This is a genomic window from Terrabacter sp. 2YAF2, assembly GCF_052114705.1.
Lineage (GTDB): Bacteria > Actinomycetota > Actinomycetes > Actinomycetales > Dermatophilaceae > Terrabacter.
This window is the reverse complement of the sequence record NZ_JBFRFG010000006.1, coordinates 188057-202284: the sequence shown is the minus strand read 5'-3', so window position 1 is coordinate 202284 and position 14228 is coordinate 188057. Positions and strand designations below refer to the sequence as shown.

Below are 14228 nucleotides of genomic sequence, written 5' to 3'. Positions count from 1 at the left end.
CGTGTCAGTGCTGGTGCTCGAGGAGCTCCTGACGGCCCGAACCCAGGACGGTCAGGGGCAGCAACGTCTTGCCGGTCGGGCCGATCTCGATCTCGGTGCCCATCTGCGGGCAGACGCCGCAGTCGAAGCAGGGGGTCCAGCGGCAGTCGTCGACCTCGGTCTCGTCGAGGGCGTCCTGCCAGTCCTCCCAGAGCCAGTCCTTGTCGAGGCCGGAGTCGAGGTGGTCCCAGGGCAGCACCTCGGACTCGCCGCGCTCGCGCGTGGTGTACCAGGCCAGGTCGACCGGGACGTCGGCGAACGCCTCGTCGGCGCAGCGCATCCACCGCTCGTAGGAGAAGTGCTCGCTCCACCCGTCGAAGCGACCACCGTCGCGCCACACGGCCTCGATGACCTTGCCGACGCGGCGATCGCCGCGTGACAGCAGGCCCTCGACGATGCCGGGCTGCCCGTCGTGGTAACGGAACCCGATGGACGAGCCATAGCGCTTGTCGGCGCGGATGGCGTCACGGAGCTTGGCGAGGCGGGCGTCGGTCTCCTCGACGCCGAGCTGCGAGGCCCACTGGAACGGCGTGTGCGGCTTGGGCACGAAGCCACCGATCGACACGGTGCAGCGGATGTCGCGGCGACCGGAGACCTGGCGTCCGGTCTCGATGACGCGCTTGGCGAGCTCGGCGATCTGGAGCACGTCCTCGTCGGTCTCGGTGGGCAGCCCGCACATGAAGTAGAGCTTGACCTGGCGCCAGCCGGCACCGTAGGCCGCGGCCACGGTCGAGATGAGGTCCTCCTCGGACACCATCTTGTTGATCACCTTGCGGATGCGCTCGGACCCGCCCTCGGGCGCGAACGTCAGGCCGGACCGGCGCCCGTTGCGGGTCAGCTCGTTGGCGAGGTCGATGTTGAAGGCGTCGACGCGGGTCGACGGGAGCGACAGCCCCGTCTGCGTGCCCTCGTAGCGGTCGGCCAGGCCCTTGGTGAGGTCGGCGATCTCCGAGTGGTCGGCGGACGACAGCGAGAGCAGGCCGACCTCCTCGAAACCCGTCGCCGCGAGACCGCGCTCGACCATCTCGCCGATGCCGGTGATGGACCGCTCCCGCACCGGGCGGGTGATCATGCCGGCCTGGCAGAAGCGGCAGCCGCGGGTGCAGCCGCGGAAGATCTCGACCGACATGCGCTCGTGCACCGACTCGGCGAGCGGGACGAGCGGCTGCTTCGGGTAGGGCCAGGCGTCGAGGTCCATGACGGTGTGCTTGGACACGCGCCACGGCACGCCGGGGGCGTCCGAGCTCGGCGCGACCCGCTGGATGCGTCCGTCGGGGAGGTAGCTCACGTCGTAGAACGCCGGGACGTAGACGCCGCCGGTGCGGGCCAGACGCAGCAGGATCTCGCGGCGACCGCCGGGACGACCCTCGGCCTTCCACTCCCCCACGATGTCCGTGACCGCCAGCACGGCCTGCTCGCCGTCACCGACGATGGCGGCGTCGATGAACGAGGCGATCGGCTCGGGGTTGAAGGCCGCGTGACCGCCGGCGATGACGATCGGGTCGTCGACGTCGCGGTCCACCGAGTGGAGCGGGATGCCGGCGAGGTCGAGCGCGGTGAGCATGTTGGTGTAGCCCAGCTCCGTCGAGAAGCTGAGGCCGAAGAGGTCGAAGTCGCGCACCGAGCGGTGCGCGTCGACCGTGAACTGCGGCAGGCCCGCCTCGCGCAGCTGGGCCTCCATGTCGGGCCACACGGCATACGTGCGCTCGGCGAGGGCGTCGGGACGCTCGTTGAGGACCTCGTAGAGGATCATGACGCCCTGGTTGGGCACACCCACCTCGTACGCGTCGGGGTACATCAGCGCCCATCGCGTGGTCAGCTCCGTGCCGTCGGGACCGTGGCCGCCGACGTTCCAGTCCTTGACCGTGGAGTTGAGCTCGCCGCCGACGTACTGGATGGGCTTGTTGACCCGCTCCAGCAGGGGCTCGAGGGCGTTGAACAGTGACTCTCCGGGCATTGGACCATGGTACGTGCGCGCTGCCGGACGCCGAAACGTGGGCGAACGGCGCACCCTGCCTCAAGCACCGGACGCCCAAGGGCTGTCCGCCCTACCCTGAGGCGGAGGAGGCAAGGGTGACCACGGAGCCGACGGCGATCCACGTGGAGGTGCTGCCCGCGCGGCTGGGCGACTGCCTCATCGTCGAGTGCCCGCGCCTCGCGGGTCCGACGTGGCGGATGCTCGTCGACGGGGGGCCGCCCGACACCTGGCCGCTCCTCGAGGCGCGGCTGCGTCGCCTCGACCCTGCCGACCGCCACATCGACGTCGCGGTGATCACCCACATCGACAACGATCACATCGGCGGAATGCTCGCGTTCCTCTCGAGCGACCTCGCGGCTGACGTCGGGGACTTCTGGTTCAACGGGCGCACGCACTTGTCCGCGAGCGCCCCCGGACGGGCCCGCAGCATCGAGCAGGGCGAGAGCCTCGTCACCGCCCTGCTCGGCCCACCCTCCGGCAATCCCGGGGCCAAGCCTCCTGGCCGCGCCCTGCCGTGGAACGCCGCCTTCGGCGGCGGGCCCGTCGAGACAGCAGCCCCCGGCGCCCCCGGCGCCACCGGCGCCACCGGCGCCACCGGCGGCGTCATCTCGGTCACGGTGCCCGACGGGCCCACGATCACCGTGCTCTCCCCCACGACCGGAGGCCTCGCCCGGCTCGCGGACTCCTGGTCGTCGAGCCTGCACGACGCGCTGCAGCCCCGCGACCGCGGCCTCGCGCCGCCGGCAGACGTGCTCGGACCGCTCGACGACCTCCCCCACCTCGCCGGCGAACGGACCCCCTCGGACTCATCGGTGCCCAACGGCAGCAGCATCGCGCTGCTCCTCGAGCGCCGCGGCGCGAGCATCGTGCTCGGGGCCGACGCCTACGGCAACGTGCTCGCCGCGGGACTGCACGGCGTGGCCCGGGCGCGGGGGCTGCAGAACCTCACCGTCGATGCGGTCAAGCTGCCCCACCACGGCAGCCAGGCCAACGTCGTGGCGGCGCTGCTCGCCGCCGCGCCGGCCAGCCACTACCTCGTCTCCACCAACGGCGACGTCTTCCACCACCCCGACGATGCCGCGATGGCGCGCGTCGTGCTCGACGCCCCGGCCGGCCCGACGCTGCGCTTCAACTACCGCACCCCGCGCACCGAGCGGTGGGCCGACCCGCGTCTCGTCGCGCAGCACGGCTACCACGTCACCTTCCCCGACCCCGCGCACGCCGACGCCGGGATCGTCCTCGACCTCCCGGCGCGGCGCTGAGCCCGCGAGGCGTCAGACGCCGTCGTACATCGCGTCGAGCTCGGCGCGGTGCTTCTCGGTCACGGCCTTGCGGCGCAGCTTCATGCTCGGAGTGAGGTCCCCCGCCTCGACGGTGAGGTCCTGGTCGAGGATCGTGAACTTCTTGATCGTCTCCCAGCGGTTGAGACCCTCGTTGAGCTGGTCGACGTAGCGCTGGACCAGCGCGTGCGCCTGTGGCGAGGCCACGACCTCGGCGTACGGCTTGCCGGCCAGCCCCACCGTCGCCGCCCAACCGGCCACCGCGTCGGGATCGAGTGTCACGAGCGCCGTCGCGTAGTTGTGGCCGGCGCCGTGCACGAGGAACTGGCTGACGAACGGGCACAGGCCCTTGAAGCGCGCCTCGATCTCGGCCGGAGCCACGTACTTCCCGCCCGAGGTCTTGAAGAGGTCCTTCTTGCGGTCGGTGACGTAGAGGAAGCCACGCTCGTCGACCCGGCCGATGTCGCCGGTGTGGAACCAGCCGTCCTCGGTGAGCACCTCAGCCGTCGCCTCGGCGTTGTTGTGGTAGCCGCGCATGACGCCTGGGCCCTTGACGAGGATCTCGCCGTCCTCCTCCGCGATGCGCACCTCGGTGCCCGGCAGCGGCCAGCCGACCGAGCCGTACTGGTACGAGCCGTGGTCGGGTGCGTTGACGGTCGTGCCGGACGACGTCTCGGTCAGGCCGTAGCCCTCCTGGACGAGCAGGCCGACCGAGCCGAACCAGCGCGCGACGTCGGCGTTGAGCGGGGCGGACCCGCTGATCATGAAACGGACCCGCCCGCCGAAGCGCTCCTGCACCTTGTTCAGCACGAGCCTCGTCGCGAGGACGTGCTTGCGGCGCAGTCCCGCTGAGGGCTCGTCACCACGGGCACGCACGTCGCGCATCTCGCCGCCGACCGCGAGCGCCCAGTCGATGAGCTTCTTCTTGACACCCGTCTCCCCTGCGAACATCAGCGCGATGCGCCCGTGCGCCTTCTCGAAGATGCGCGGCGGACCGGCCATGAAGGTCGGCTTGATGACCGCCATGTTCTCGACGATCCTGTCGACGCGGCCGTCGACGGCTGTCGGGAAGCCGATCTGCAGCCCCGTGGCGACGAGCATCTTGCCGAAGACGTGCGAGAGCGGCAGCCAGAGGAACTGGAGGTCGTCCCTGGTGAAGGTGCCCATGGCGTCGATGACGGCGCCCTCGTAGACGACGCTGTCGTGCACCAGCCGCACGCCCTTGGGGCGGCCCGTCGTGCCGGACGTGTAGATGACAACGGCCAGGGACTCGGGTCCGAGCTGGTCGATGCGCGAGTCCACGAGGTCGGGCGTGGCGGCCAGCCACTCCCGTCCGCGCTCGGCGAGCTGGTCGGTCGTGATGACCCAGCCGTCGTCGCTGCCCGGGCCGGTCAGCGCGATGACCTGCCGCACGCCGGGGATCTCGGACCGCACGGCCTGGAGCTTGGCGACCTGCTCCTCGTTCTCGGAGAAGACGATGCCACTGCCAGAGTCATCCAGGATGTAGGCGACGTCCTCGGCGATCGTCGTCGGGTAGACGGTCGTCGTCGCGCCACCGGCGCAGATGACGGCGAGGTCGGCCAGGATCCACTCGACCCGGGTCGTCGAAGCGATGGCGACGCGGTCCTCGAGCTGCACCCCGAGGCTGATGAGTCCGGCGGCCCACTGCTCGACGATCTCGTGGGTCTGCCCCCACGTCAGGGTGGTGAGCTCGCTCGAACCGTCCGCGAAGTGGAGGTAGGCGGCAGCGTCAGGCGTCGCCCGGACCCGGCTGCGGAAGAGCGCGCCCACGCTGGGAGCGCGCCCGTCGAGGATGCTCTGGTCGACGTGCCGGTCGGCGAGTGCCTGGAGGGGCATGTGTGGACTCCTTCGTCGCTCGGCTGCCCGTCATCGGCGTCTGCGGGCTGCCGCCATGCCCGGATCCTGTCAACAATCCGCCTGACAGTCACGTATTCGTCGGCTTCCACATCGAACCGTGACCGCCGGTAACTTCGTGGGCGTAGGCCGTCCGGCTCGGCCGGGCGGGCGTCGTCCACAGCTGGGTGGTGAAGGGGCCGGTGTCTGGATCCGGCTGTGGACAGAGCGGATTGGGGTCCGAGCGGTGTCGGTGGTCGGCCGTAGCGTTCTCCTATGGAAGCCGGCACCGCCATCACGCTCGAGGAGCTCAGATCACGCCTGAGTGATCTCGAGGCGCGGCAGCGCGCGGCTGGCGGGGTGGCGGATGCGGCGTGGGCGGCGTGGGCGGCGTCCGTCCGTGCCGGTCATGGCCTCGGTGATGGTGGGGGTCGTGCCGGTGCCAGTGAGGGGCAGGCGGAGCACGTATGGTCCGAGCCGGCACCGCTCGCGACGGCGGTGGATGCGGACGGGGTCGTGTGGGAGAACGTCGATGCCCGGCTGTCGTCGAGCCTGGACGTCGCCAGCCAGATCGCCCGGGCATGGCAGGCGCCGTTGTCGTTCTGCCGCGAGGGTGACCTGCTCGACACCGTCGGGGCCCTCGCCCGGCTGTCGCAGGCCCGTGACCTGCTGCTGGTGCGGGTCGTCACCGAGCTCGAGGCCCGCGGCGTCGACTCGCCCGATGGTCTGTCCCGCATCGACTGGCTCCGCTCGCTCGACCCGTCGCTGACCGCGGCCACGGCCAGGTCGGTCGTGACGGTCGCCCGGGCTGCCGCCGCCGGGCAGGCGCCGAGCCCGTTCGACGACGCGACGGCCGCCGCGCGACGCGCGCTGCACCAGGCGCTGGTTGACGACGTGCTCGCCGGCTCGGTCCCGGTGGGCAACGCCGCCCAGATCATTGACCTCGGTCAGCGTCTCGACCCGGTGGCCGACCCGAGCGAGCTGCACCACGCCCTGGAGCACCTCATCGGGCAGGCGGCGAAGCTGCGTCCGGAGGAGCTGGCCCGCGCCTGCCGGCTGCACGCCGACCAGCTCCGGCCGCCCAAGGACCTCGACGAGCTCGACGACGCTCGCCGCGGCGCCCGCGGCCTCTGGTTCTCCCGACCCAACAGGACCGGCATGGTCAACCTCAAGGGCGTGCTCGACCCAGAGAACGCCGCGATCGTCCAGGGCGCCATCGACCCCCTCGCAGCGCCACGACCGCTGGTCGACGAGGACACCGGCGCCACGATCGAGCCCGACCCCCGCCCGGCGCACCAGCGCCGGCTCGATGCCCTCGTCGAGATCATCGGCCGCGGCGTGGCCGCCCCCGGCGAGCAGCCGAGCACCGACAAGGCCAAGATCGTCGTGACCATCGACTACGACACGCTCGCCCGCACACTCACCGCCTCCGACCGCACGCCGGGCGTCGGCTCCACCGGGTGCGGCCGTCGATCCGGGGCAGCCCCAGGGTCACGTCCCGAATCGGGTCCTGAATGCGGTCCCGGGGCGCTGTTCGGGGTGTCGGCCTCGGGCGATGTGCTCTCCCCGACGACCGTGCGCCGGCTCGCCTGCGACGCCTCGCTGATCGCCGCCGTCCTCGGCACACAGGGCGAACCGCTCGACGTCGGACGCCGCCACCGGCTCGTCACCCCCGCCATCCGCACCGCACTGGTCCTGCGCGACAAGGGCTGCAGCTTCCCCGGCTGCACCGTGCCCGCGGCCTGGACCGACGCGCACCACGTCACCCACTGGATCGACGGCGGCCCCACCAGCCTCGAGAACCTCGCACTGCTCTGCCGGCGCCACCACCTCCACGTCCACCGTCACGGCCTCACCGCAACCGTCACCGGCGCCCGCGTCAGCTGGCACACCTGGCAGCAGTGGAGACGTGACTGGCGCAGCCGAGGCCACCCGACGGGAGACCTGGATCCCGCGGCCCGTCGAAGCGCCGCCCCCTGTGCCGACCCCGGGCCGTGACCCCGGGCCGTGGCACCGGCCGTGGCACCGGCCGTGGCACCGGCCGTGGCACCGGCCATGACACCGGGATCGCGCTCGGCGTCGTGCCGGCTTCGACCATCACCTGGCCGCGAGAGCGGGGAGACCCGGCCTAGCCGTGGAGCCCACCCCGGGTCCGGATGGCCGGGGTGGACATCGGACCCGAGCGCGCGCGCCCGTCCCGGTGCGACCCCGACGCGACGTTGCCGACGAGGCCGACGGCGACCCACGAGGCGATGAGCGAGGACCCTCCGCTCGACACGAACGGCAGCGGGAGACCGGTGACGGGCATGAGCCCGAGGTTCATCCCGATGTTCTCGAACGCCTGCACGCCCATCCACACGGCGACGCCGATCGCGACGAGCCGGCCGAACGCGTCCGCCCGGCGCGCCACGACGACGCAGCGCACGACGATGAAGGCGATGAGCACGACGATCCCGGCGGCGCCGAGGAAGCCGAGCTCCTCCCCCGCGACGGAGAAGACGAAGTCGGTCTCCTGGAACGGGATGAACCCGCCCTGGGTCTGGCGCCCCTCGAAGAGGCCTTGGCCGCCGAGGCCGCCGGAACCGATGGCGATGCGCACCTGACGGGTCTGGTAGCCGATGCCCTGCGGGTCGAGCGACGGGTCGAGGAAGGCCCGCAGCCGGTTGCGCTGGTAGCCCGAGAGCACCGGCGTGAGGAAGGCCGCCGCCACGGCGGCGGCCCCCGCCACGAGCACCGCCGCCGTCCACAGCCCCGGTGCCCCAGCTGCAGCGATGATGACGACCGCCATGGCCACGAGCACCAGCGCCGAGCCGAGGTCGGGCTGGGCCAGGACCAGCACGATGGGTATGCCGGCCGCGACCCACGCGAGCACGACGTCGCGGTGCCGCTGGCGCAGCCCACGCTCGGCACGCTCCGCGAGGAGCATGGCGAGTCCGACGGCGAGAGCCACCTTCATCAGCTCCGACGGCTGCAGGCTCATGCCGCCCGGCACCCGGATCCAGGACCGGGACCCGTTGACGGTCGACCCGAGCGGTGAGACGACGGCCGCGAGGCCGAGGACGGCGAGCACGTACCCGACCGGGGCCGCCGCGCGCACCGTTCGCACGTCGAGGCGGGTCACGGCCGCTGCACAGGCCAGGCCGACGCAGAGCGCCACGAGCTGCTTGAGCGCCGCCGTGCCACCGGACGCCGCCCGGGTGGCCGACCAGACGAGCACGACGCCGACGACGGAGAGCCCGAGCGCCCCGATGAGCAGGCCGAGGTCGAGCTGCACCCACGACGATCGGACGCGACGCCCGCCGCGGGCGGCGCCGGGGCGCCCCACGACGCGAGCGGGCCGCGGGAGGGGGCGCGCTAGGACGGGACGATCGCCGACAGGATCTCGCGACACCGCGCCACGTCCTGCGCCATCTGCTCCACCAGCGCGTCGATCGTCTCGAACTTCAGGGTGGGCCGCAGGTGCGAGACGAACTCCACCGCGACGCGCTCACCGTAGAGGTCGAGGTCGGTGCGGTCGAGGACGTAGGCCTCGACCCGGCGCTGGTGGCCGTCGAACGTCGGGTTGGACCCGACCGACACGGCGGCCGGCAGGGCGCGGTCCGGGGCACCCTCGTCGAGGTCGAGGCGGACGAGCCACCCGGCATACACCCCGTCGGCGGGCACGAGACCCTCGTGGTCCTGGGAGAGATTCGCCGTCGGGTAGCCGAGCTCACGGCCGCGGTGGTCCCCGTGCACGACGGTGCCGGTGACGCGGTGCGGACGGCCAAGGATCTGGGCGGCGTGGTCAGTGTTGCCGGCGAGCAGCTCCGCCCGCAGCTGCGTCGAGCTCCAGCGAGCACCATCGCTGGCCCCCTCGCCGATGTCCTCGAGAGCGATGACCTCGAAGCCGTGCGTGGCCCCCAGCTCCCGCAGGGTGTCGACGTCGCCGGAGTTGCGCACGCCGAAACGGGTGTCCTTGCCGACGACGACTGCGCACGCCCCCAAGGCCTCGACGAAGGTGCCGTGGACGAACTCCTCCGGCGTCTGCTGGGCGAACTCACGGGTGAACTCGAGGACGAGGACCGCCGCGAGGCCCACCGAGTCGAGGGCGTCGAGACGCTGGTCGAGCGACATGACCGCCGCCGGCGCCCGGTCGGGGTAGAGGACCGCGATCGGGTGCGGTTCGAAGGTCACGGCGACGGGAAGGGCGTCCCGCTGGGCGGCCTCGCGCACGACGCGCGTCAGGACCTCGCGGTGCCCGCGGTGCACCCCGTCGAAGTTTCCGAGGGTGACGACGGTGGGCCCGAGGTCGGCCGGGATGTCGTCGAGTCCGTACCAGCGCTGCACGGCGACCACTGTAGTGGGCGCGCAGGAGCGGACGTCCGAGGGCTCGGGCACGTGGCTCAGACCCCCGCCCCGGACGCGGCGAAGACCACCTTGGCGCGCGCCGTCGACCGCGTCTCGTCGAGCACGGCCACCAGGCGTCCGTGGGGGTCGATGGCAGCGACGGCAGCTGCGCCCGCCACGACGCTCGGGATGCGCTGACCGTAGCCGAGCGCGGTGGCCTCCTCCGTCGAGACCTCGTGCACGGGCAGCTGCGCCCGAGCCGCCTCCGCGATCGGGATCAGGGGTATGCCGTCCGACCCGTCCGCCTCGGACGTGGCCGTGAGGTCGTCGAGCGACGCGGCGTCGCCGATCCGGAACCGGCCCACGCGCGTGCGTCGGAGCGCGGTCAGGTGCCCCCCGACGCCGAGGGCGGCGCCGAGGTCGCGAGCGAGGGCGCGCACGTAGGTGCCCGACGACACGTCGAGCTCGACCACGACGTCGACGACGTCGATGGCGGGACCGACCTCGGGCGTCGCGGTGCCCGGACGCACCGAGAGGACGTCGAACCGGCTCACCGTCACCGGGCGCGCCGGGAGGTCCACCGCGTCGCCCTGGCGCACGCGCGTGTAGCTGCGCACGCCCTTGACCTTGATCGCGCTGACGGCGCTCGGCACCTGCTCGATGTCACCGGTGAGTGCCGCAATGGCGGCCGGCAGGGCGGCCTCCAGCGCCGGCACGTCATCGACGCCGCGCGCCTCGGTCGTCTCCCCCTCGGCGTCGTCGGTGAGGGTCGCCATGCCCAGGCGGATCGTCGCGGCATACGACTTGTCGCAGCCCACGAGGAAGGTCAAGAGCTTGGTGCCCCGCTCGACGCCGAGCACCAGCACCCCCGTCGCCATCGGGTCGAGCGTGCCGGCGTGGCCGACGCGGCGCGTCCCACACAGGCGGCGCGCCCGAGCCACGACGTCATGGCTCGTCCAGCCGGCCGGCTTGTCGATGACGAGCAGGCCACTCGAGCGCTCCGTCATCGCGCGTCGACGTCCGCGTCCACCTCGGCGTTGTCCTCGGCGTCGTCCCGGGCGCTGTCGGCGTCGTCGCTGCCCTCGGAGCGGTCGACGGGCTTGCGGTACGGGTCGGCCTCGCCCGCGGGCTTGGCGTTCGCCGCGGCCCGGGCCAGCTCCTCGTCACGGGCGCGCGTCTGCGCCACGAGGTCCTCGAGGTGCGCCGCCCCCTCGGGCAGCGCGTCGGCGATGAACTCGATCGACGGCGTGAGGCGGATCCCGATGCCCTTGCCGACCGCCGAGCGGATGCGGCCCTTGTTGGCCTCGAGCACGTCGGCGGTGGCCTGACGGTCCTCGTTGCTGCCGAAGACGGTGTAGAAGACCGACGCCTGCTGCAGGTCGCCCGTGACGCGGGCGTCGGTGATGGTGACGAACCCGAGGCGTTCGTCCTTGAGCCGGAACTCGAGGTACTCGGCGACGATGACCTTGATCCGGTCGGCGATCTTGCGGGCGCGGGCGGGGTCAGCCATGACTACCTCTGCTTTCGTGTGTCGTGCGGTCGGTCCGGTCCGAGCCGGGCCGACGTGGTGACCACCCTAGTAGTGGGGCGGGCGCACACGGCATACCCGGCCCGGCGTCCGCAGGTCGGGTGGGGACCCCTGCGGACGGCGACGGCGCCGACCCCCGTGGGGGCCGGCGCCGTCGGTCCAACCGCGCTCAGGCGCGCGGCTTCTCGCGCATCTCGTAGGTGGCGATGAGGTCACCGAGCTGCAGGTCGTTGTACGACCCGAGGTTGATACCGCACTCGAAGCCGTCGCGGACCTCCGTGACGTCGTCCTTGAAGCGGCGCAGACCGGCCACCTCGACGTTCTCGGACACGACGACACCGTTGCGGGTGATGCGGGCCTTGGAGCCACGCTTGATCTCGCCGCTGCGCACGATCGATCCGGCGATGTTGCCGAACTTGCTCGAACGGAAGATCTCGCGGATCTCGGCCGTGCCGAGCTCGACCTCTTCGAACTCCGGCTTGAGCATGCCCTTGAGCGCCGCCTCGACCTCGTCGATGGCCTGGTAGATCACCGAGTAGTAGCGGATCTCGACGCCCTCGCGCTCGGCGTAGTCGGCGTTCTGGCCCTCGGCCCGGACGTTGTAGCCGATGATGACCGCGTTGGAGGCCATCGCGAGGTTGATGTTGTTCATCGTGATCGCGCCGACACCGCGGTCGATGATGCGCAGGTCCACGTCGTCGCCGACGTCGATCTTGAGCAGCGCGTCCTCGAGCGCCTCGACCGAGCCCGACACGTCACCCTTGAGGATGAGGTTGAGGGTCTCGACCTTGCCCGCCGCGAGGGCCTCGTTGAGGTCCTCGAGCGAGATGCGCTTGCGGGACTTGGCGAGCACGGCCTGGCGGTCGGCTGCCTCACGCCGCTCGGCGATCTGGCGGGCCGTGCGGTCGTCCGGCGCCACGACGAACGTGTCGCCGGCGCGCGGCACCGAGCTGAGTCCGAGCACCTGCACCGGGCGGGACGGACCCGCCTCGTCGACGTTCTGGCCGTGCTCGTCGAGCATGGCGCGAACGCGACCGTAGGCCGAGCCGGCGACGATGGAGTCACCGACGTGCAGCGTTCCGGTCTGGACGAGAACCGTGGCCGTGGCACCGCGGCCACGGTCGAGGTTGGCCTCGATCGCGACACCGCGAGCCTCCTTGTCCGGGTTGGCCCGGAGGTCGAGGGCGGCGTCCGCCGTGAGGAGGACCGCCTCGAGGAGACCGTCGATGTTCTGACCCTGACGGGCCGAGACGTCGACGAACATCGTCTCGCCGCCGTACTCCTCGGCGACGAGGTTGTACTCGGTCAGCTGCTGGCGCACCTTGGCCGGGTTGGCACCCTCGACGTCGATCTTGTTGACGGCGACGACGATCGGCACGTCGGCGGCCTGCATGTGGTTTAGCGCCTCGATGGTCTGCGGCATGACGCCGTCGTCGGCGGCGACGACGAGGATCGCGATGTCGGTCACCTTGGCACCACGGGCACGCATGGCGGTGAACGCCTCGTGACCCGGGGTGTCGATGAAGGTGATCGCGCGCTCCACGCCCTCGTGCTCGCGGTGGACCTGGTAGGCACCGATGTGCTGGGTGATGCCACCGGCCTCGCCTGCGACGACGTCCTCGTTGCGGATCGCGTCGAGGAGGCGGGTCTTTCCGTGGTCGACGTGACCCACGACCGTGACGACCGGGGGACGGGCCTCGAGGTCCTCGTCCTCCTCGCCCTCGATACCGGTCTCGAGGTCGATGTTGAAGGAGTCGAAGAGCTCCTTCTCCTCCTCCTCCGGGGAGACGACCTGGATGTCGTAGCCGAGCTCGGCGCCGAGCACCTTGAAGGTGTCCTCGTCGAGCGACTGCGTCGCCGTGGCCATCTCACCGAGGTGGAAGAGCACGGTGACGAGCGACGCGGGGTTGGCGTTGATCTTGTCGGCGAAGTCGGTCAGCGAGGAGCCGCGACGCACACGGATGGTCGTCTTGCCGTCACCACGGGGGACGGTGACGCCACCCAGGCTCGGGGCCTGCATCTGCTCGAACTCCTGGCGCTTCGCGCGCTTGGACTTGCGGCCTCGCACGGGGCGACCGCCGCCGCGTCCGAAGGCACCAGCCGTCGAGCCACGACCAGCACCGCCACCGCGGGGACCACCGAAGCCACCGCGGGCGGGACCACCGGGGGCGCCACCGGGGCCACCGCCGAAGCCGCCCCGGCCGCCGCCGCCACCAGGGCCACCACGGCCRGGGCCACCGGCCGGGCGCTGGCCCGGTCGGCCGACGGTGCTGCGCTCCGGCATCATGCCGGGGCTGGGACGCGTACCACCGGGACGCGGGGCGCCACCGGGTGCACCGGGACGGCCGCCAGCGGCGGCACCGGGGCGCGGGGCGCCGCCGGGAGCACCGGGACGCTGCCCGCCCGGACCACCCTGGCCGCCCGGACGCTGCTGCGGACGGGGCATGCCCTGGCTGGGGCTGAACGGGTTGTTGCCCGGACGCGGGCCGGCGTCGCCACCGGGACGCGGCGGACGGGACTGGCCCATGCCCTGGCTCGGCGCGAAGGGGTTGTTGCCCGGACGCGGCTGACCCGGGCGGGGAGCCGGTCGCGGGGAGGCCGGGACGCCGGAGGTCTGCTTGCCTTCGTCACGACTGGACTGCACCCGGGCAGGAGCCGACGCCGCAGGCGCGGAAGGCGCGGCGGGAGCCGGCGCGGCGGGAGCCGGTGCGGCCGGTGCCGGGGCCTTCGGGGCCGGGGCGGCGGGTGCAGGAGCTGCCTTGGCGGGCGCCGGAGCGGCCTCGCGAGCGGCAGGTGCTGCAGGAGCAGCCGGCGCAGGGGCCGACGGCGCAGCGGCTGCGGGAGCGGCCGGCGCGGGGGCCGACGGCGCCGGAGCAGCCTTCTGGGGCGCGCTGGGAACCGCGCCGGTGGGGGCGGCCTTGGGGGCCGCCGGCTTCTTGTCGCCGCCGGAGGAGCCTTCCCGAGGGAAGGTCTCGATGATCTTGCGGACGACGGGGGGCTCGATGGTCGACGATGCCGACCGGACGAACTCTCCCTGGCTCTTCAAGTGCGCGAGCAGTGTCTTGCTCTCGACTCCGAGCTCCTTGGCGAGCTCGTAGACCCGGACCTTAGCCACATCTCTCCTGTTCCTGGTCCGGCCTGAACAGGAAGTGGCCGAACCGTGGGTTATTGCTGGGGCTTGCTCATCGCTGAGTACTCATCGGGTGCTCATAGCGTTTCAACC

Annotated in this window: 9 protein-coding genes; 2 read left to right on the top strand and 7 right to left on the bottom strand. The window is 72.2% G+C overall.

Annotated features, from left to right (window positions below; genetic code table 11):
• Window positions 1–4: 4 nt before the first annotated feature.
• Window positions 5–1996: a TIGR03960 family B12-binding radical SAM protein gene (locus AB4030_RS09710; protein ID WP_442279007.1), complete on the bottom strand. Its 1992-nt coding sequence runs from the start codon at window positions 1994–1996 to the stop codon at window positions 5–7.
• A gap of 116 nt (window positions 1997–2112) precedes the next feature.
• Between AB4030_RS09710 and AB4030_RS09705 the strand changes: the two genes are divergently transcribed.
• Window positions 2113–3279, top strand: coding sequence for an MBL fold metallo-hydrolase (locus AB4030_RS09705; protein WP_442279006.1), 1167 nt, complete (start codon window positions 2113–2115; stop codon window positions 3277–3279).
• A gap of 12 nt (window positions 3280–3291) precedes the next feature.
• On the opposite strand, the gene AB4030_RS09700 is transcribed toward AB4030_RS09705, so the two are convergent.
• On the bottom strand, window positions 3292–5154 hold the full coding sequence (locus tag AB4030_RS09700) for an AMP-dependent synthetase/ligase (protein ID WP_442279005.1): 1863 nt from the start codon (window positions 5152–5154) through the stop codon (window positions 3292–3294).
• A 273-nt stretch (window positions 5155–5427) separates the two neighbouring features.
• Here AB4030_RS09700 and AB4030_RS09695 point away from each other — a divergent pair, with 273 nt between their 5' ends.
• Complete coding sequence (locus AB4030_RS09695) at window positions 5428–7149, top strand: DUF222 domain-containing protein (protein ID WP_442279004.1); 1722 nt, start codon at window positions 5428–5430, stop codon at window positions 7147–7149.
• Window positions 7150–7279: 130 nt separating this feature from the next.
• Here AB4030_RS09695 and rodA read toward each other — a convergent pair whose 3' ends face one another.
• The 5 genes from rodA to infB all read right to left on the bottom strand — a co-directional run bounded on the left by rodA (window position 7280) and on the right by infB (window position 14120).
• Window positions 7280–8542: a rod shape-determining protein RodA gene (rodA, locus tag AB4030_RS09690; RefSeq protein ID WP_442279003.1), complete on the bottom strand. Its 1263-nt coding sequence runs from the start codon at window positions 8540–8542 to the stop codon at window positions 7280–7282.
• Window positions 8506–9477: a bifunctional riboflavin kinase/FAD synthetase gene (locus tag AB4030_RS09685; RefSeq protein ID WP_442279002.1), complete on the bottom strand. Its 972-nt coding sequence runs from the start codon at window positions 9475–9477 to the stop codon at window positions 8506–8508. The genes rodA and AB4030_RS09685 overlap by 37 nt, the downstream gene beginning before the upstream one ends.
• A gap of 56 nt (window positions 9478–9533) precedes the next feature.
• Window positions 9534–10484 carry a tRNA pseudouridine(55) synthase TruB gene (gene truB, locus AB4030_RS09680; protein ID WP_442279001.1) on the bottom strand — a complete coding sequence of 317 codons (951 nt, stop codon included), beginning with the start codon at window positions 10482–10484 and terminating at the stop codon, window positions 9534–9536.
• The gene (rbfA, locus tag AB4030_RS09675) at window positions 10481–10987 is read right to left on the bottom strand and encodes a 30S ribosome-binding factor RbfA (RefSeq protein WP_442279000.1); all 507 of its coding nucleotides are present in this window, start codon (window positions 10985–10987) and stop codon (window positions 10481–10483) included. Before rbfA ends, truB begins: the two co-directional genes overlap by 4 nt.
• Window positions 10988–11174: 187 nt before the next feature.
• Window positions 11175–14120 (bottom strand): translation initiation factor IF-2, encoded by a 2946-nt coding sequence (gene infB, locus AB4030_RS09670; protein WP_442278999.1) that lies wholly within the window; start codon window positions 14118–14120, stop codon window positions 11175–11177.
• Window positions 14121–14228 lie beyond the last annotated feature (108 nt).

What these genes read in the sequence shown, in the direction of transcription:
- AB4030_RS09710 (WP_442279007.1), bottom strand. Translation starts at nt 1,996, where the DNA reads ATGCCCGGAGAGTCACTGTTCAACGCCCTCGAGCCCCTGCTGGAGCGG.
- AB4030_RS09700 (WP_442279005.1), bottom strand. Translation starts at nt 5,154, where the DNA reads ATGCCCCTCCAGGCACTCGCCGACCGGCACGTCGACCAGAGCATCCTC.
- AB4030_RS09695 (WP_442279004.1), top strand. Translation starts at nt 5,428, where the DNA reads ATGGAAGCCGGCACCGCCATCACGCTCGAGGAGCTCAGATCACGCCTG.
- truB (WP_442279001.1), bottom strand. Translation starts at nt 10,484, where the DNA reads ATGACGGAGCGCTCGAGTGGCCTGCTCGTCATCGACAAGCCGGCCGGC.
- rbfA (WP_442279000.1), bottom strand. Translation starts at nt 10,987, where the DNA reads ATGGCTGACCCCGCCCGCGCCCGCAAGATCGCCGACCGGATCAAGGTC.